20 protein-coding genes, 1 tRNA gene and 1 pseudogene are annotated in these 18,809 nt (G+C 35.9%); 15 read left to right on the top strand and 7 right to left on the bottom strand.

The window, feature by feature from the left end:
- Nucleotides 1–177 precede the first annotated feature (177 nt).
- A complete protein-coding gene (locus JF73_RS00665) occupies nt 178–1,662 on the top strand; it encodes an RNA/DNA-binding domain-containing protein (protein WP_046326571.1) in 1,485 nt (494 codons plus the stop codon).
- Between the two features lie 84 nt (nt 1,663–1,746).
- Nucleotides 1,747–1,822: transfer RNA gene (locus JF73_RS00660), tRNA-Lys, on the top strand.
- Between the two features lie 73 nt (nt 1,823–1,895).
- Here JF73_RS00660 and JF73_RS00655 read toward each other — a convergent pair.
- A complete protein-coding gene (locus JF73_RS00655) occupies nt 1,896–2,414 on the bottom strand; it encodes a zeta toxin family protein (protein ID WP_052727745.1) in 519 nt (172 codons plus the stop codon).
- Nucleotides 2,415–2,618: 204 nt separating this feature from the next.
- Between JF73_RS00655 and JF73_RS00650 the strand changes: the two genes are divergently transcribed.
- The 7 genes from JF73_RS00650 (at nt 2,619) to JF73_RS00620 (ending at nt 8,502) form a co-directional block, all read left to right on the top strand.
- Nucleotides 2,619–3,494: an alpha/beta hydrolase gene (locus tag JF73_RS00650; RefSeq protein WP_046326569.1), complete on the top strand. Its 876-nt coding sequence runs from the start codon at nt 2,619–2,621 to the stop codon at nt 3,492–3,494.
- 94 nt (nt 3,495–3,588) lie between these two features.
- A complete protein-coding gene (locus JF73_RS00645; RefSeq protein WP_046326568.1) occupies nt 3,589–4,674 on the top strand; it encodes a DUF4097 family beta strand repeat-containing protein in 1,086 nt (361 codons plus the stop codon).
- A gap of 156 nt (nt 4,675–4,830) precedes the next feature.
- The gene (locus JF73_RS00640; protein ID WP_038520749.1) at nt 4,831–5,154 is read left to right on the top strand and encodes a PadR family transcriptional regulator; all 324 of its coding nucleotides are present in this window, start codon (nt 4,831–4,833) and stop codon (nt 5,152–5,154) included.
- Nucleotides 5,138–5,788, top strand: a complete 651-nt coding sequence (locus tag JF73_RS00635) for a DUF1700 domain-containing protein (RefSeq protein ID WP_052727744.1) — start codon at nt 5,138–5,140, stop codon at nt 5,786–5,788. The genes JF73_RS00640 and JF73_RS00635 overlap by 17 nt, the downstream gene beginning before the upstream one ends.
- Nucleotides 5,785–6,594 carry a DUF4097 family beta strand repeat-containing protein gene (locus tag JF73_RS00630; RefSeq protein WP_046326567.1) on the top strand — a complete coding sequence of 270 codons (810 nt, stop codon included), beginning with the start codon at nt 5,785–5,787 and terminating at the stop codon, nt 6,592–6,594. Before JF73_RS00635 ends, JF73_RS00630 begins: the two co-directional genes overlap by 4 nt.
- A gap of 80 nt (nt 6,595–6,674) precedes the next feature.
- Nucleotides 6,675–7,565: a DUF4097 family beta strand repeat-containing protein gene (locus JF73_RS00625; protein WP_046326566.1), complete on the top strand. Its 891-nt coding sequence runs from the start codon at nt 6,675–6,677 to the stop codon at nt 7,563–7,565.
- A gap of 202 nt (nt 7,566–7,767) precedes the next feature.
- Nucleotides 7,768–8,502 (top strand): DUF4097 family beta strand repeat-containing protein, encoded by a 735-nt coding sequence (locus JF73_RS00620; protein ID WP_046326565.1) that lies wholly within the window; start codon nt 7,768–7,770, stop codon nt 8,500–8,502.
- A gap of 55 nt (nt 8,503–8,557) precedes the next feature.
- Here JF73_RS00620 and JF73_RS00615 read toward each other — a convergent pair whose 3' ends face one another.
- On the bottom strand, nt 8,558–9,277 hold the full coding sequence (locus JF73_RS00615; RefSeq protein ID WP_046326564.1) for a GntR family transcriptional regulator: 720 nt from the start codon (nt 9,275–9,277) through the stop codon (nt 8,558–8,560).
- Nucleotides 9,278–9,393: 116 nt separating this feature from the next.
- Entirely contained in the window at nt 9,394–10,101 is a 708-nt protein-coding gene (gene deoC, locus JF73_RS00610) for a deoxyribose-phosphate aldolase (RefSeq protein ID WP_046326563.1), read from the bottom strand.
- Nucleotides 10,102–10,504: 403 nt separating this feature from the next.
- On the opposite strand from deoC, the gene JF73_RS00605 reads away from it, so the two are divergent.
- The 6 genes from JF73_RS00605 (at nt 10,505) to JF73_RS00580 (ending at nt 14,843) form a co-directional block, all read left to right on the top strand.
- Complete coding sequence (locus tag JF73_RS00605; protein WP_046326562.1) at nt 10,505–11,269, top strand: lysophospholipid acyltransferase family protein; 765 nt, start codon at nt 10,505–10,507, stop codon at nt 11,267–11,269.
- Between the two features lie 10 nt (nt 11,270–11,279).
- Nucleotides 11,280–12,110, top strand: a complete 831-nt coding sequence (locus JF73_RS00600; RefSeq protein WP_046326561.1) for a glycosyltransferase — start codon at nt 11,280–11,282, stop codon at nt 12,108–12,110.
- Nucleotides 12,111–12,136: 26 nt separating this feature from the next.
- Nucleotides 12,137–13,084 carry a glycosyltransferase family 8 protein gene (locus tag JF73_RS00595; protein WP_046326560.1) on the top strand — a complete coding sequence of 316 codons (948 nt, stop codon included), beginning with the start codon at nt 12,137–12,139 and terminating at the stop codon, nt 13,082–13,084.
- Nucleotides 13,081–13,968 carry a lysophospholipid acyltransferase family protein gene (locus JF73_RS00590; RefSeq protein WP_046326559.1) on the top strand — a complete coding sequence of 296 codons (888 nt, stop codon included), beginning with the start codon at nt 13,081–13,083 and terminating at the stop codon, nt 13,966–13,968. Before JF73_RS00595 ends, JF73_RS00590 begins: the two co-directional genes overlap by 4 nt.
- Before the next feature lie 70 nt (nt 13,969–14,038).
- A complete protein-coding gene (locus JF73_RS00585) occupies nt 14,039–14,269 on the top strand; it encodes a cytochrome b5 domain-containing protein (RefSeq protein ID WP_034981697.1) in 231 nt (76 codons plus the stop codon).
- Nucleotides 14,270–14,609: 340 nt separating this feature from the next.
- Nucleotides 14,610–14,843 (top strand): type II toxin-antitoxin system prevent-host-death family antitoxin, encoded by a 234-nt coding sequence (locus JF73_RS00580; protein WP_046326558.1) that lies wholly within the window; start codon nt 14,610–14,612, stop codon nt 14,841–14,843.
- Between the two features lie 60 nt (nt 14,844–14,903).
- Here the strand turns inward: JF73_RS00580 and JF73_RS09670 are convergent.
- From JF73_RS09670 to JF73_RS00565, 4 genes and pseudogenes are all read right to left on the bottom strand, one after another.
- Nucleotides 14,904–15,092 (bottom strand): annotated as a pseudogene (locus JF73_RS09670) (alpha-L-fucosidase); the annotation flags it as partial.
- A 203-nt stretch (nt 15,093–15,295) separates the two neighbouring features.
- Nucleotides 15,296–16,054, bottom strand: coding sequence for a type I 3-dehydroquinate dehydratase (gene aroD / locus JF73_RS00575; RefSeq protein ID WP_046326557.1), 759 nt, complete (start codon nt 16,052–16,054; stop codon nt 15,296–15,298).
- A gap of 15 nt (nt 16,055–16,069) precedes the next feature.
- Nucleotides 16,070–16,984, bottom strand: coding sequence for a shikimate dehydrogenase (locus JF73_RS00570; RefSeq protein ID WP_046326556.1), 915 nt, complete (start codon nt 16,982–16,984; stop codon nt 16,070–16,072).
- A 41-nt stretch (nt 16,985–17,025) separates the two neighbouring features.
- Nucleotides 17,026–18,795: an FAD-dependent oxidoreductase gene (locus tag JF73_RS00565; protein WP_046326555.1), complete on the bottom strand. Its 1,770-nt coding sequence runs from the start codon at nt 18,793–18,795 to the stop codon at nt 17,026–17,028.
- Nucleotides 18,796–18,809 lie beyond the last annotated feature (14 nt).

Below are 18,809 nucleotides of genomic sequence, written 5' to 3'. Positions count from 1 at the left end.
CAACCAAATAAATTTGGTTGCTATTATACCATATAGTTACTGTTTGTCAATTCGTGTTGATTTACTTTTGATTTTATCAATTAATAAATTAATTGTCTAACAAAAATGTTGATTTAACAATATCTAATCAAACTTTTTACTTTTGATTTACTTTTGATTTACTTTTGAGGAAATTTTATGAACTTAGAAAATGAAAACGTACACCTTGAATACAAAACAGCAAAAAACTGTCTTCCTAAAGATTTTTGGCGCACATATAGTGCTTTTGCTAATACTGATGGCGGAACAGTTATTTTAGGTATTTCTGAAGAGAAAAAATTTAATTATCAAATTGAAGGCGTAATTAATCCAGATAAGATAGTTAACGAATTAATTACCACTTTGCACAATAGTAATAAAGTGAGTTGTAAATTAATTGATGAGCAGGACATTGTACATATAATTGAGGATAACAAAAAATTAATTAAAATAAAGATACATGCTGCTAATTTTGATCAAAAGCCAGTGTATCTAAATGGCAATTTGCAAAATAGCTACATCAGAGAAAACGATGGAGATTTTAAAGTAAAACCAGAACAACTGAAATATATGATCGCAAACTCATATACTCATCTAGATAACCAGTTACTAGAAAATTATTCTGTAAAAGATTTAAATACCCAAGATATTGATCAATACCGAGAGCTACTGATTAAAAATACTAATGATACTTCTTTTAAAGATCAAAATTACGAAACTTTTTTATTTAACATTGGAGCAATAAGAATTGATAGAAAAGATTCTAAACAAAAGAAAAAACTGACCACTGGGTGTTTATTATTTTTTGGTAAGCTTAACGCGATAATGGATCGTTTTCCTGGATTTCAACTTGATTTTTATAGAAAAAAGAATGTGTTAGAAGAAGAGTGGGTAACCAGAATCTCATCAGGTGATATGAATTTCCCAGAAATGAATATTTTCTCTTTCTATACTCTTGTTCTTGAACAGCTTGAAAGAGGAATCCCTGATAAATTCATCCAAGATAGAAACTTTACACGTGGGTCTTACCACAGTGACTTGATGATTGCAGTTAAAGAAGCATTAGTCAACTCCTTAATGCATGCCTATTATTCTTCTGATCGTCCAATAGCTATTTATGACTATGACGACTATTTTGAATTTTCAAACCCTGGTGATATGCGGGTAAGTAAAGAAGAATTTATTCATGGAAATAATCCAATAGCTAGGAATAGCATTATATCATTATTATTTAGGAAAGTAGGTATAGCAGAGAAAGCAGGTTCTGGTGGCCCAAGAATCTTCAAATCTGCATATAAAAACAACTTACGTATTCCCGATATTATTAAGGGAAGAGATACAACTACAATTCGTATTTGGAAAATAAATCTTTCAAAAACTTTAGTTGGATTTTCTGAAACTGAAAAAGCCATTATAAAATATGCTGTAGATTGCCAACAATTTTCTATTGATAATATCAAAGCTCATTTCAAGTTTAGTGATTATAAAGCACGAAAGATTATCAGAGAACTAGAAAATAAAAAAGTAATTGATAGAGTTGGAAATGGTAAAGCTACTAAGTATCAACTCAAAGAATCACAAGAAATGGGTATTTTCAAAAATAAGCTATATTTACGACAGTTAGAGGATAAACTTAATAAGTAGAATTCTTCATACTTTTTTGCACAAAAGGCTTGTCAAAAAATAAATTAATTGTTATCATAATTAACGGTCAACAGAAATAATGACGGGTGGCTAGCTCAGTTGGCAGAGCAACGGACTCTTAATCCGTGGGTCCAGGGTTCGAGCCCCTGGCCACCCACCATAATAAAAATAGCACTGCAAGTAGTCGGTGCTTTTTTTATTACCTTTTTGACAACTAAAAAAGAGACGACTAATTAGTCGTCTTTTTTGTTTGTCCCAATTTGAATATCTGACAAAATTTGCTTTGTCAATTCGCTTACCGTGCCATTTGTTAATTTACGCTCATTGATTCCCAATGTATCCAATGTATCATCTTCAAGCCACCATTTTTGTAAAACTTCTGTGGGGAACGGATTTTGCTTCTGACTATTATTAATCAAGGTTTGCGCAAAAGGAACATCCAAGTAATAAACATAGGCACCAGACCCAAATCTATGTATCAATTTAGTTAAAGTTGGTTCATAAATACTTTTAGGTAATATTCCCTCCAAAATGGTGATCGGGTAATATTCTCCTCCTAAAATAGTCATTAGTTCTATTAGACTAGCTGTTGGTCCCGAAATATTTTCCTTAGCATGTAAAATATCTAGTCGTAATATATCTTCGTGTAAAAGCAGACACTGCTGATAGCCAAAATATTCTTGCAAGCTGGTAGCTAAAGTACTCTTGCCACTACCTGAATTGCCTCTAATTAAGATAAAGATTGGTTGCATTAATTTTCTCCTAGTAGTAAAAGTGACTGCGAACATTTTTAATTGTTCTTAGGTTGCGCTCTTTTTATACTATTAATTTTCATAACAAACTTCCATATTAAAATGAAATGCTTAAGACATTATTAAGGCTATTAGTTGCTTATCCCTTAATTGCTCTTTATTATAATTAGTTGACGGCAAAAATTCGTAAAATAGGCAAAAAAAATGAAGAAAAAACGACTATTAATTATTAGTATTTTCTGTATAGCGCTGGTAGTAATTGTTGGAATTGGGCTGCGCAAGCAAGCTACTTCTCAACCAGCTATACCGCAAACTAAATACGACTTGCAAAAAGCAAGGCGTGCTGAAGCTACGCCCACGATTTACTTACATGGCTATGGTGCAGGAGCACATTCGACTGCAAGCATGATTGCCTTTGCAGAAAAACATAATGGTGCTCATAAAGTTTTAACAGCCAGAATTTCTGCTGCCGGCAAAGTTAACCTGCAAGGGTATTGGCGTCCGCAAACTAAGCGACCACTTATTCAGGTAATTTTAACGGACAACAAAAATAGCGATTACCTTGTGACTAGAGAATGGTTTCATAACCTCATCTTGTCTTTGCAGCACAAATATCATATTAAGCACTATAATACGGTTGCTCATTCAATGGGCAATTTAATGACTCTTTCTTATCAACTGAAATATGGTCAAAAACAAGGTTTGCCCCAATTAAAAAAGCAGGTTAATCTGGGCGCGCCGTTTAATGGTATTATCGGCATAGACGATCAACCTAATCATAATTACCTTTTACATAACGGCAGGCCAAAATACATGACCCAGTCTTACCGCGCTCTTTTAAAAGAACGTCATAATTTTCCCAGCAAAGCTGCTGTGTTGAATATCTACGGCAATAAAGAAGACGGCACTAATTCTGATGATGATGTCAGCTGTGTCTCTGCTCAGTCCTTACGCTATTTATTAAGGGGAAAAGTTAATTACCGCGAAATTGAAATTAAGGGTGCAAAGGGCCAACATAGTCAACTGCATGAAAATTCAAAAGTGGACCGCTATATTGGCCAGTTTTTATGGTCAAACTAATCTTTAAACTATAATCATTTTTAATATTTTTTTCATAAATTATAGCGTATAATAAAAGAAAAGCGATAATTATTTTAGTAATAGGACAATAAAAATGACACCAGTAATTGAAAATTTTATTGCAAAATTAGCTTCAAACTTGTCAACACTATCTGACTCTGAGCAGCGATATGCGCTTGACTTTTACCGGACTTTTTTGCTGGACGGTGATTTTCAAACAAAAGAAGAAATCATTAAAGAGCTGGGAACGCCCAACAGCTTGGCTAACGAAATTAAACAAGATTACGTTAAGTTCTTAACTGCTGTTATGTCTTCTGCAAACAATCCCCACGCCAGTGACAATTATTTTAACGGGTTACGGGTTAAAAAATATCCCCGCAGAGAACGTGTACTTTCATTTGCAAGTTTTGATCAAGTCCAGCTGGCAGTGCATAGCACAGACATCATTATCCATTTAGGGAATAAATTTCAGGTATTGGTAGCGGATTATGGCAGCAGACCAATAGAAGTTAGTTTAATGAAGCAAACACTTTTGATTAAGGAAGGTATTGCTAAAGAAAAAAACCATGTGGTAATGTTTAACAGGCTCACAAGTGCCAGTCGGGTAGAAATCACAGTTCCGCAAAAAGACTCATTAGCTAAAATTAGTGGTCACAGCCGTAATGGTGACATAATGGTGCAAAACCTGCAGCTTGATAACATTACATTTAATCTGCGTACAGGGGACCTATATTTAAATAACGTTCATGTTACTGGTGAAGTGATTTTTTCTGGAAAAAACTCCGACAACTTTATTACACAGTCAGAAATTGCCCAACTATCAAGCAGAATCTATGATGGCGACAGCAGTTTTAAACGCAGCATTATCAAACAGGCAATTGTGCAAACACGTGATGGAGATTTAGAGATCAAACAATGTCATATAAACTCCAACCTTGAAGCAGCCGATGGTGATATTAATATAACCCAGACTCAACTCGAGCACCAAAATAATATTAGAATGGCAGACGGCGATTTGAATTTACACCAAATCACTCATGATACAGGTGTACAATTAGACGTTAAAGATGGGGACATTATCTATCATAATTCCAGTATTGGCAACAAGTTTACCAGCCAAACCAAGCAAGGTGATTTACTAAAAGCATCTGTCAGAGATGGAGATATAGTCATCAAATAAAGCAATTCAAATTTTTAAAACAATACAGCAAGAAGAAGCTCTTATGAGCTTCTTCTTTTTTCGGGACAGTTAATAAAAATTTCTTTTTAGTACTTGCTAATGTGTAAAACCTAAATTAAAATATTATATATCATATAATATTAAGGGAGGCAAAGCATGGCAATTCAAATACCAACTCGTTTGCTAGATGGTGCAGTTTTAGCTTTTCTAAAACAAGATGATCTGTATGGCTACGCTTTGACGCAAAATGTCCAAAAGATTTTTGACATCTCCGAGTCAACTATCTATCCAGTGTTACGCAGACTAAAGAAAAATAACTGTTTAACAACTTATGATGAACCATATCAAGGTCGTAACCGGCGTTATTATCACATTACCGATGATGGCATAACTTTATTAAAAACCATACAAGATGAATGGCTAGATTTTAGTGCAAGAGTTAATCAAGTATTAGGAGGACAAAATGACCAAAGTAATTGATGATTATATTTCCGAACTTGAACAAAACTTAGTCGATTTACCTGAAAAAGATCGTGAAGATGTCGTTGAGTTTTATCGTGAATTTTTGTTAGATGGTGATTTTGTTAGACGCTCAACAATTGATACTGAACTAGGAACTCCCAAGCAGCTGGCAATTAACATTATGGCCGATTATTCAACCAAAGAAGATTCTGCTCCCGCCAAACCTGAGACTCCTAAGTCAAACTTAAAAGCAAGCTGGTACATTTTGTTGGGAATTTGTGCTGCACCAATCGGCATCCCGCTCATTTTGGCAATTTTATTCGTGATCTTCTTTTTACTGGCGGTTTTCTTTGGCTTATTTTTCGCCTTAGTAGCCTTTTTGTTTAAATTCTTTGTTGGTGGCGGTCTAAACTTTCTTAGGTCACTGACCCTTCTATTCACCAGTAACTGGCCAACAGGCTGCATCTACTTAGGTAAATCGTTAATTTGTATCGGTGTCATCCTGCTGTTACTCCCGTTTATCGTCAAACTAGGCCAAATTTTGATTGCCAAGTGTACCCAAATTATTAGAAACTTAGGTAAAAACCTGCTTAAGAAAAATTACTTTCAGACGAGTTCTGAAAAAAATACTAATGAGGATAAAGAAAAATGAAAAAGTTGTACAAAATCTGTGGGCTAATCTTTGGACTGATAGTACTTATCGGTCTCATTCTTCTAGTCGTATTTAGATTAAATGATAACCCATCACATGATTATAATGGTAAACACGCTCATTATAATGCAAGCAAAACTTTTTACGTTAAAAAGTTCAATAGTATTAAGTTAGCCTGTTACAGACCCGATATCCGAATTTCACTTAAGAATATTAACAAGTTCAAAGTGGTAGTTAGAGGTGGGCACGGAGCAGACATCAACAAAATAAAAACTAAAGTTGAGCATAATGTGCTCACTATTTCGGATCAGCCTGAACATGATTATAACGATGGTTATTACAGCGTTGATGTTTATCTTCCTGCTAAAAACGCAGTGAAAAAGATAACTGGTTTTTGTGAAGAAGGCGATTTTTATATCAACAGTTTAAATGTTCCCCACATCAATTTGACAATAGAAGATGGCGACGTTTTGCTTAATAAGCTTACTGCAAAAAACCTTGACCTAAATTCAAATGACGGTGACCTCAAAGTAAGTCAATCGACTTTTTCACGTAGTTCACTAAAACTAAATGATGGCGATGTTAAAATTAGCGACTCTCAAATACTAAATAACAGCTCAGTTATATTGAATGACGGCGACTTTTCAATGTCAAATGCGCCGAAGATCAACTATGTATTGACAAATCACTCGGATGATAAAATCATGTTTAAAGGTTCTTACCATTCCAACCATTTTGCAAAAAAAGTTAAAAATAAACCCGTACTAAAAGTTACCAGTATGGATGGCGATATTCTAATTAATTAGTGGGCAAGTAATTTACATAGATGCTTTCTTGGTAAGTAGCACCTATTCAAAAAAACGTAGCCCAAACAAGGAGGAGAGCAATGAAAAAGTTTTACCAAATTAGCGGGCTGATCGTCATTATTGGCATCATTTTATTTATTTTTGGTCATGCCAAAGGCGGAAATGATGATATCAATAACATTCATTCGGGCAGGACAACTAATATTGGCAATCTCTTTAATCACGATGAAAGTAGTAGAAAGTCCCATCACATAGTAGCCAAAAAGCGCACTTTTAATTTAGACAAGTTTTCTAAGATTAATATTGATGCTGAAGAACCCAACATCAAAATTACTAAGGGAAACGACTTTCAGGTTACTATCAGCGGCCCCAACGTCAAAAAGATTAGTGCTAAAGTTGAAGACGACCAGCTGACTATCTCTGACAATAATGCTTATGAAGACGGGACTTATCAGGTAAATGTTACCGTTCCGGCAATTGGCTCTATCAAAGAAATAACAGGATCATGTTCTGAGGGCAATATTCATTTAGCTGACTTATCTATCGCTGACCTCGACTTGCAGGTTGAAGATGGTAATGTTAGCGCTGAAAACGTGACAACTCACAAAGCCAATTTTGACCTTGCTGACGGTGACCTAAAAATTACTAATTCAACTTTAACCAGTGGTATCTTGAACTTGAGTGATGGTGATTTAACTGTTACAAATAGTCAATTTAAAGTAAAGGCAACTTTGGGTGACGGTGATGTCAGAGTCAATGATTCCAAGTTACTGGCTGACAGTTCCTTTAATTTGAGTGAAGGAGATTTCCAAATGAGCAGACCTCCTAAGGCCAGCTATCAGTTGTCAACTTCTTCAGAAGACGAGCTTGTATTTCACGGTAATAACTATCACAGACATTTTGTTAAAAAATTAAGGGGCACGCCTCTACTCAAAGTTTCTTGTGGCGACGGTGATATTCTCATAAATTAAACTATGCAGCACGCAAATGATTAACCACATAAAATAAAAAGGCCTGGATTGATTTTAAAAATTAATCCAAGTCTTTTTATATATCTATATCAAAAGTAATAACTACCGAGTTTATTTTTTATTGCTTCACTTAAACTAGCATGATATGATAAATTAAAATAAAAATTAAATTAGTGTTAAAAAGATAAGAGATAGCTTAATTATGAAAATATATATTAACGGAGACTTTGACGCTGAAGAAGAAAAAGTAGAATCACAAGAAATTGATTTAGAAAATTTTATTAACATAGATGCCCAAATTTACGCCGCTAGTGTTACTGTTCAAGTAGGCTCTGCTTTTCATATATCAACTCATGATATTAATCCTGAGCGCATGAAAATCAGTGTGGCAGAACAAACTCTTTTTATTCGTGAGCAAAAGCCTCAATATTATCAGAATCATCGGGAAAAAATTTATATTCGCAAAACTAAATCTGAATTGATAATTACGGTTCCCCAGACTGCCAGACTCAATGAAGTACAAATAAAAGACTTTGCCGGTAGCATTATTTTGAATGACTTGAACATGCAACAACTTGAGATCAGAGAAAATGCCGGTTCGTTAAAGTTAGAGGGGGTCACGATTCAAAACGATGCTAAAATACGTTTAGATGCCGGCAGTTTAGATATCAATCACTGTAAGATGAATTCTAACGCCAGACTAGCTGCCGGATCTGTCAAGATCAAAGGTTTACAAGGAAAAAACCACTTTAAACTGGCTGCTGGATCACTAAAAACATTAGGCGATAGAGACAATCAGACTGATTATGATTTATCTACTACTTTAGGCTCAATTTATTTCCATGGTAGTAAAATAGGAAAACATTTTTACAAACACGCCGATAACGCTAACCAATTAACTGCTTTCAGCTCGGTAGGCTCAATCAAAATCAAATAAAAAAGTCTTGCTTTTGACTAATATGGGTTAAAGCAAGACTTTTTAAATTCCTCAATTATCGTCGCACATCAATTACGAATGAATTAATATCACCACGGTATTCGGCGATCGAATATTCAATTGGCTGCTCGTCAGCCGTTAACCCCTGAGTGTGAAAATAAAAAATAGGTTCGTTAACTGCTATATTTAATAAGTTAGCGGTAGTTTCACTTGCTGCCAGCACCTCTAGTTTTCTAATTACACGTGTCACTTTCAAGTGATATTTTTCAAGCGTGCTATATAAAGAGACTTGAGCAAAATCATAATTAATTAATTCAGGTACACGTCTTTTAGGCACATAAGTTGTTACTAAAACTATCGGTTGGTTATTAGCATACCGTAATCGTACCAACTTAAAAACAGGCTCGTTTAGTGGCAATTGTAAATTCTTGCTTACCTCGGAGTTGGCTTTTTCTTCTTTAAAATAAAGCAGGTTAGTTTTGGGATAAATGCCCTTGGCACTCATTTCCTCACTATAGCTTTCAATTAAATGCGTAAATTCTTGTTCTATTTTTACCTTTTTAACTAATGTGCCCCGTTTACGCTTTCGCTCCAGATAGCCTTGATGCACCAGTTGGGAAATTGCTTGGCGCACCGTTGGCCTACTTACCTGATACTTCTGCGCCAAGTCTATTTCTGGTGGAATAATTGAATTTTGCGGGTAAAATCCGGTTTGAATTTTAGCTAACAAATCATTGGCAATTACTTGGTATTTAGGAAGTTCTTTCTCTGTCAATTTACCCCACCATTTTCAGATTACTAATAATGTCATTACAATTATTTACTATATCATGCAAAAAGCCAGTGTAAAGTAAGAAAGACCTTTCAGCTTCACAGCGGCTTACTAATTAATTATATTTCAATGGCACTAATACCGTCTTCTGCAAAACGCTTTTTTAACGCCTCAATGATTTTGACACCAGAACTAGTACCAATACGCTCAGCCCCAGCAGCAATCATAGCCAAAAAGTCATCAGTATTGCGTATTCCGCCTGCAGCCTTGACCTTGACATCTGGGCCTACGGTTTCTTTCATTAACCTGACATTTTCCACTGTTGCACCAGCAGTACCAAAACCGGTAGAAGTCTTAATAAAATCGGGTTTGACCTTTCTAGCTACTAAAGCGAGTTGTTTAATTTCTGCTTTAGTTAAATAGCAAGTTTCAAAAATAACTTTACATGGTACCTGATGCTGATGGCAGAGCTTTACCATTTTTTGCATTTCATCTTCAATATAAGCCCAGTTATGAGCTCTGACTTGCGTTAAATTAACGACATAATCGATTTCATTAGCACCATTTTTTAAAGCGTCTTCAGTTTCCGCCAATTTGCAGGCTACTGTTGTTTGGCCTAAAGGAAAGCTGATAGCAGCGCCAGTATCAATATCAGTTCCTTTTAATTGTTCTGCACAAAAATGTGATTGTACCTGGTTAATAGCTACCATTTTAAAATGGTATTTTTTAGCTTCTGCACAAAGTTTTTTCATATCATCTTCTGTCGCATCAGCATGTAAATTAGTATGATCAATCAAACGGGCAAAGTCATCAATTGTATATTTCATTTTGTTCTCCTTTTGTAATTACATAACACCATTTTAGTAGTGATAAAATATAATGTCAACTGCTAAATAAGCATTTATTGTTGCCGCCTTAAATATTATGTATTTACAAATTTAATGAACTATTATTAATCACTAAGCACGCTGAAAATTATTGTCAGACTGAAATTATTTTTATAAAAATAGTAATTTATACCATTTTTTAACCGCTAAGAGAGTAGAATTTAAGGGTAGAATCTTTTTATATACAAATTAGTAAATGGAGCCAAATAACAAATTAATCATTTACTATATGAAAATATTTTTATACTCAATTTAGCTCTTTTTTAGAACCCTTTAGGCCCCTTTTTAATCTGGTATAATTCATGATAGAATTACTTAATGACTGTATTGAAAGAAGGGTTTCATGGGTAAACATAAATACTACTACCAGCATTTAACTGATGATGTAGTGGTCACTAAGAGCCAAGAATATCATTTGCCTGAGAATTACACTATCTTTCCTCACTCACTTGGTGGCAGAATTTGGTCCAAAATTGTGCGCTTTCTTGCTCATTTAATCAGTATTATCTATATTCGTTTAATTCTGCGGATACGCATTGTCGGCAAAAGCAAATTATCGCTGCTAAATGGTCAAGGTTATTTTATATACGGCAACCATACACAAGCCTTCGGTGATGTCGTTTTGCCACTCAGCATTATTTCTACCTCAGATTATTATGCTATCGGCTCACAAGCAAACTGGAGTCTCCCAATTTTAGGCAAGTTGGTTTTGCCCTATTTTGGGCTGCCAGTGGGTCAGAACCTAAACCAATCTGGTAAACTGATTAAAGCTGTCACTGCCGTCATTAAAGCTAAAAAAGTAGTTGTTATTTACCCTGAAGCTCATGTCTGGCCTTATTACACTAAAATTAGGCCCTTTCCTGCCACTAGCATGCACTTTCCTGTTATGTTAGCTGCTCCCAGCTTTGCCATGACAACTACTTATTCCAAGCCTAAAAGAGGCAAAAAGCCGAAAATGACAGTTTACATAGACGGCCCTTTTTATCCAGATACAAATCTTAATAAAAAGCAGGCGCAAAAAAAGCTGCACAGCCAAATCTACCAAGCAATGCAAAAACGCGCTCTTTTGAGCGATTACGAGTATTGCACTTATCAAAAAATAAATTAAGGAGTTCTAAATGAATATTCTTTTTTGCGGTGATCATAACGCCGAAGATGGCATTCTTATCGCCACTCTTTCTTTATTAAAAAACAGCGGCGCAGAAGAACTCCACATTTACATTCTAACGATGTACACGCAAAGCTTTCATAAAAAGTTTAAGCCCTTTAGCAAACACGCAGCGGACTATTTAAAATCTCTTTTGGTAAAGCAAAATCCTCATAGCACTTTAAAATTAATGGACTGCACCGGCTTATTTGTCAGAGAACCATTAATAGCCAACATGAGCACACACTTTACCCCTTATGCGATGCTGAGACTATTTGCGGATGAAATTCCTCAACTACCAAACAAAATACTTTATCTTGACGCTGATGTGATTATTAGGCGCAGCTTAGTCAGCTTTTATGAGCAAGACTTAGCCGGTTTTGAGTTTGCAGGTGTCCTTGATTATTGGGGACGGTTCTTTTTCCACAATTTTCATGAGCACAAAGTTTTTGACTATGTCAATTCCGGTGTATTGCTGCTTAATTTGCCTGAAATCAGGAAAACTAAGCTATTTACTAGAATCCGGCGCTTGTTACAGACCAGAACCGTTTTAATGCCAGATCAAACTGCACTTAATCGGTATGCCAGAAAGAAGAAAATTGCACCCCGACGTTATAATGAACAGTATAAATTGCAGTCAGACACTGTAATTCAGCACTTTACTACGAGTTTTCGCTTCCTGCCCATTTTTCACACATTAACAGTGAAGCCCTGGGATGTGACAAGGGTCCATAAAGTGTTAAAATTGCATGAATATGACGACATTCTGACTTACTATCTCAATGTGAAAAGCAATTTATAAAAATAATGTTTGGAGAAAAATAATATATGACAATTCCAGTTTTTTATGCTATCAGTGATGACTTTACTCAATATGCAGCTGTATCACTTAATTCTTTAGTGCAAAATGCTGCTAAAACTAAAGATTACACCGTCTACTTTTTAAGTCAGGATTTATCTGAGCAGCATAAACAAGACTTGCAGGCTTTAGGTGCTGCTAACGTTCACGTTAAGTTTTTTAAAATTAATGATGAAATAGTTGCGCCTATTCAAAATCGGACTGAAAACTTCCTGCGGGCTGATTTCTTTACTATGTCAATTTTTTACCGCTTATTCATTCCTGATCTTTTCCCGCAATATGATAAAGCTATTTACATTGACAGCGACACTGTCGTTAATGATGATATTGGTAAATTATATGATACTGAACTTGGCAATCATTTGTTTGCTGCCTGTACAGATTCTTCAATTCAATACGTAGCAAAAATGGTTGCTTATATTAAAGAAGTGCTGGTTTTAGATCCCAAGAAGTACATTAATTCTGGAATGTTGGTTTTAAACTGCAAAGCTTTTCGCGACGAGCACTTTATTGATCACTTTATGCATTTGCTGACAAAATATCATTTTGACTGCATCGCTCCTGATCAAGACTACTTAAATGAAATTGGGGATAAAAGAATACTGCATCTTGATCCTAAATGGGACGCAATGCCAAATGACAATACCGAACCCCTGGCAAATCCCAGCTTAATTCACTACAACCTTTTCTTTAAGCCTTGGCATTTCAAAAACATTCAATACGAAAAGTATTTCTGGAATAGTGCAAAAGAAACCAAGTTTTATGAGGAACTCTTAAGAGAACTCAATAATTACACTGATCAGCAACGTGATGAAGATCGACATAAATTAGATCACATGCTGGCTAAAGAAGATAAAACTATTAATGACCCTCATAACTGGGCAAATGTGAAAAAGCAAGGACCTGTCAGTTTATGATTATTGGTGACAATCGTGAACAAGTTATCCAGAACATTGAAAACGCTGTAAAAAATGGCAACTGGAATGCAAAAGTCGAAGTCGGTGATCCAGTTTTATCTCTGAATGAAAGTAAAGATCTAGTCAACAATTTTTGGCAAGAGCAAAAAACAATTAAAGGCAAGATAAATGACCGGATTGGCCACTTATTCTTTAATAGCTTGACCCATTTCTTAACTTCATCTACTACGTTCACCGGTCTGGAAAATCTGGCTAATTTACCACAAGGTGGAGCAATTATAACTGCTAATCATTTTAACCAAATTGATTCCTTGCCTATCAAGCACCTGGCAAATAAAACACATCATTCTTTAACAATTGCAATCGAAGATACCAACTTGAAATTACCCGGAATTTTATGCTACTTAATGAACTACGTTGGCACTATTCCCCTAATTCAAGTTCCAAGCTATGTGGGTACGGAATTTCCTCGTCATCTGCATGATGCGTTAGAGCAAAACAGCTGGGTTTTGATTTTTCCAGAACAGGAAATGTGGTGGAACTACCGTAAGCCCCGGGAATTAAAGCGTGGTGCCTATTATTTTGCTGCTAAGCAAAACGTACCAGTAATTTCAACTTTTATTGAAATACAATCAACTGCCAAAATAGAAAAAAACCACCCCAACTTTTACCAAACCAAATATGTAGTCCATGTTTTACCGCCGATTTTCCCCGACGTTAAACTAACTGCTAATGAAAATTCCAAGCTAATGATGAAACGCGACTATCAACAAAAAGTTGCAGCTTATGAAAAGGCTTACCAACGTAAGTTAGATTTAGCTTTTACCCCATGGGATATTGCTGGCTGGCGTTTTAATTATCAAAAAGAACAAAATAAAAATTAGACTTGCCCATTTTTTGAGCTTATAATGTAGGTGACAATTAGTAAGTGTATTCGGAAGGAGGATAATTCCAATGGAAAAATTTACAAAAGAATCTTTAGCAAAATACGATGGCAAAAATGGTAATCCAGCCTATGTAGCAATCAAAGGCGTCGTATATGATGTTACTGGTAATCCGCACTGGACTGATGGTGAGCACCATGGTAACCTAGCAGGACGCGACTTGACTGTAGCAATAGGACAATCACCTCACGGTGAAAGTGTCTTGGGTAACCTGAAAAAAGTCGGTACTTACGAAGATTAACTAACATAAATAGTTAAAAAAGCAGGCATATATTTGTATGCCTGCTTTTTTGATGAATAAACTACTTTTCTAAGTCTTTTTCTAATAAATTTTTGTCGTTATACACTCATATACCAATAAAATGGTTTCTTTTAAATATCAGTTGGGCACATCATCTACAGAAAATATGCTATTAACCTCATTTATGTGAGGAATCTTATCCTTTGTCTAACAACTAATTAGTCTAATACCAGACAGTAATGAAAAACTTAAAAAAATGGCGTTTATTAATTCTGTTCATTATTATGCTGTAAATTTTTAGTTAAATAATGTACAATATTTGTCTAAGAGAGTGATGCTCATGTTACAAATCCAACCTGTTTCAGCATTAAGAAATTACAATAAAGTCCTTGATAAAGTTAAAAAAGATAATCCAGTTTTTCTCACCAAAAATGGCTATGGCAAATTTGCACTCATAGATATCGAAGAATATGATGAATTTACTACTGCTCTTGAGCTGGTAAACGAAATTAAAAAAGCTGAAAAGTCAAAGCACTATAATTTTGATGAAATCAAAGGAAATTTATTCAGCTGATGTTTTGATTAGAATTACTTTCATTAATTAAGGCGCATCGAATTATGATGCGCCTTTTTATTATTTTGCAAACAATTTTGCTGCCGCCCTAATGTTTTCTTGCGCTGGCACAGGAACTCTGCCCAGACCATCAAGTCCAACGTTTAAAAGGTAATTGATTCCCAGACTATTTAAGTGCTTGCGGTAATGAGCAATTGTCATAGGCGCTTTCCAGTTTTGATCGCGGTAAGAAAACCCCAATGGATCATCATGCCGTACTGAGCGTTTTTAAACCACTCAATGTTCTCGTTTGTGGTCATACATTTCTCCAATACTAAAGTTACCCTGAAAATACTTAATATTATTATTAAAAAGTTTAACACTTATTTTGCACATAAATTTAGTTTTAACTAAAAAAGAGTTAGCCTTAATATTTAAAGCTAACTCAAAAATACCTCTTATTTTAAGAAATTTTACGATAAAGCTAAGTAATTTTCTGCATTACGTAAGTCTGCAATCGATAGTTGACCCGGTGCGGAGGTTTGACCCACTGTCCCAAAGGACAAACTAGAACCGAAAACTTGACCAGCTATTCTGGTAACTTTACCAATATCGCCCATAGCCATAGTAATCAAGGGGTTAGAAATTTCTGCATTCATTTCTGTCGTTGCTGCTAAAAGAGTTAAAACATCTGCAGCGCTATGAGGCATGCAGGCTAACTTAGGGACATCTGCACCAAGTTGCGCCATTTTTCGTAAACGAAATTCAATTACGTCTTTAGCTGGCACCTTTTCAAAATCGTGATTACTCATAATTACTACGACATTGTAGTCATGAGCTAAGTTCACTAAAGATTTTACTCTTTTTTCAGTGTGGAAAAGTTCAATATCAACAGCATCACCAAGTCTATTAGTAATGACATATTCTACTAAATTTAAATATTGCTCCTCATTCAGACTGCAAACTCCACCTTCATTTTTTGTGCGAAATGTGACCAAAATAGGCAGCTCACCCACTTCCTGCCGCAATTTCTTGGCAGTAGTATTTAGCTTGTCAAAGTCATTAACTCCTGCAGCATAATAATCAATCCGCCATTCCATTAAATCAGGTTTGGCAGACTTAATCTTTTCAGCTGCAGTCAAAATTTCTTCTGCGGTTATTCCGACATTAGGGACGGCAATTTTGGGCAGTCCTGCTCCTAAAATAGTATTTCTAATCTTTACAGTAGCCATTAGTCAATCCCTCAACTAATCGTTGTCGTCTGAAAATATAATCTCACGGATATAATCGGTTGGCATCTCTTTACCTGTCCACAGCTTAAATGATGCTGCTCCTTGATCAATCATCATGCCGATACCGTCATAGACATGCTTAACTCCAGCCTCTTGTGCCACTCTCATTAACTTAGTAGTTCTAGGAGAGTAAACCGTGTCAAATACCACCATATCCTGATGGAACCACGATGGATCTGAAACTAACGTCTTATCTTCAAACGGCTTCATTCCGATGCTGGTTGCATCACAGTAAATATCACTTTCTCCAATTGATTGTTTAAATGCTTCCTGATCAGATAATTCAGTCAGAGAAACCTTGCAGTCAGTGTTTTCACGAATAGTTTTAACAGTCTTTTCAGCTTGCGGCCAATTTTTATCTCTAATGTTAAACATTCTAATTTCCTTAGCACCATCTAAAGCTGACTGAACTGCTATCGGTGTTGCAGCACCACCAGCACCGGTTAAGGTCATAATTTTACCTTTAATATCAAAGCCTTCATCTTTAAGTGATTGCACAAAACCGATACCATCAGTGGTGTAGCCTGTCAAAACGCCATGATCGTTCACAATAGTATTAACAGCATCACACATTTTAGCAGCAGGTGATAATTTATCGAGGTATTGAATGACCTCTTTTTTATTAGGCATCGAAACGTTGGAACCACGCATATCTAACGTGCGAATAGCGTCAACTGCGCCTTTTAATTTATCGTTGCCAACTTCAAAACAAAGATAGGTGTAATTCAAGCCCAGCTTAGCAAACGCATTATTGTGCATTGTCGGTGACATTGAATGCCGAATAGGATAAGCCATCAAACCAATTAAGTAGGTATGACCATCGAGCCAGCCAGTAATAGGACCATTAACACCAGTAATTTTATTAGTCATCATTTTTCTCCTTTATTAAAATTAAAAATAATTAATCTACGTTAATTTTTAGAAGCGCCAGACACTGCATCAGTTGAAGCAGGTGAAGTCGTGGTCAGTTTTTGATAATTAGTATTATCAGCAGCCTCTGTTCCGGCAACGAAACCTGAAGCATAAGACCAAGAATTCATCATACTTGGCATTGAATCATGACCATTAGCACCGCCAACAATCTCACCAGCGGCATAGAAATTATCTAGTGCTTTAAAGTCTTGGTCTAAAAGTTGCATACGCTGATTAGTTTCATAGCCACCAAGGGTAGTACAAAAACGTAATTTCTGCTCAATCACAAAGTAGGTCTCGCCTTCATATTTATGCATAAACTGACAAGGACGACCAAACTCAGGATCATTACCTGAGGCAACGTATTTATCATAGTCAGTTAAAGTCTTCTTGAGGTTTTCATAATCAATGCCGGCTTTTTGAGCCACTGTCTTTAAGTCTCCGCTAACTAAAATCGGACTCCTCTTGCCATCAAGATCGAAGAAACCTTGCACTTCGTCTTTGCTAAAACCATATTTAAGCAGCAATTCATAAAATCTGTTCCAAGTTCTCTCATCCATTACTACAAAAGCAATTTTATCCTTTTGCTCAGCAATAGCATCCCTAAAGTGAGTGTATGGGGCAGATTCATTTACAATTCGCTTACCACTGGTATTGACAAAAATAGCACCCATGTCTGTAGCTTCTTTTGTTGAATAGGTGGTTAGTTTGGCAATGCCAGGTTCAACTTCTAAACCATGGGGGTAAACTTTATACCAGTCAAGATTGCGGGAAGCCAAATTCATATTTTTAGCAAAATCAAAATAATCACCAGTAGAAGTCATTGGGCCGTAATAAGGGATATTGGTCTTATGCTTAAGGTAATCACGGGCACCCCAACCGCCAGCTGCCATAACTAAGGACTTAAAGTTTACGGTAACAGTTTCGTGCTTGCCTTCAGCAACTAATGAGACAAGCTGGCCCTGTTTGTTTTTATTAAGTTGTTCCACCCGAGTTTCAAGTAAAATTTTGCCACCCTTTTTGGTAAAGGCATTTGCCACTTTAGAAATCAATTCATAAGAACTTTCAGTGGGCATTTCAATTTGGCGGTCAACAGAATGCTCAATAGTTTGTGTTTCGGCCTGTTGATAGGTTAGGTCCGCAAATTCAGTGATAAAGTCAACTGCTTTACCAATATTTTGCGCCAGTAAATTTGAAAGTAAGGGATAATTTGTCCCCCGGCATTCACGGGCAATATCCTGAACTAAAAGCTGCGGAGAATCTTTTTGGGCTTCCTCACCAAATAAAGCAGCCGCTAATTTTGAACCAGTACCAACTACGTTTGAGCCATTTAAAATTGTAGCCCCACCGAGATAACCATTTTTTTCAAGTAAAAGAACATTTTTACCCATTGATAATGCCCGAGAGGCAGCCATTAAGCCAGCCATCCCTGAACCAATTACGGCTACATCTACATCATAAGTTACATCTTGATGTGACTGATCACTAGGCTGAGAAGCAATATTTACACCATTTTCTTTTAAGGCCTTCTTCCCAGAGTCAAGCATGGCTTGCGTCATAATGGAAGCACCGGAAATAGCGTCAACAGCGAAACTTTGATTATTAATAATATTCTTTTTTAATTTACCCACAACCTGGTTGAAGATACCTGGGGTTTCTGCAGTTTTGGTTACATTAATATCGGTAATTCGGTTATTTTCAACTTTAATATCAAAGTCGATCTGACCATTTCTGCCCTCTGCTGTTGCTTTAATTGTTTTTTCTGACATAACTCCACCTTCCG

The sequence above is a fragment of the Lactobacillus helsingborgensis genome (assembly GCF_000970855.1).
GTDB lineage: Bacteria > Bacillota > Bacilli > Lactobacillales > Lactobacillaceae > Lactobacillus > Lactobacillus helsingborgensis.
The sequence above is the reverse complement of the archived record's forward strand: the minus strand, read 5'-3'. Positions and strand labels throughout refer to the sequence as shown.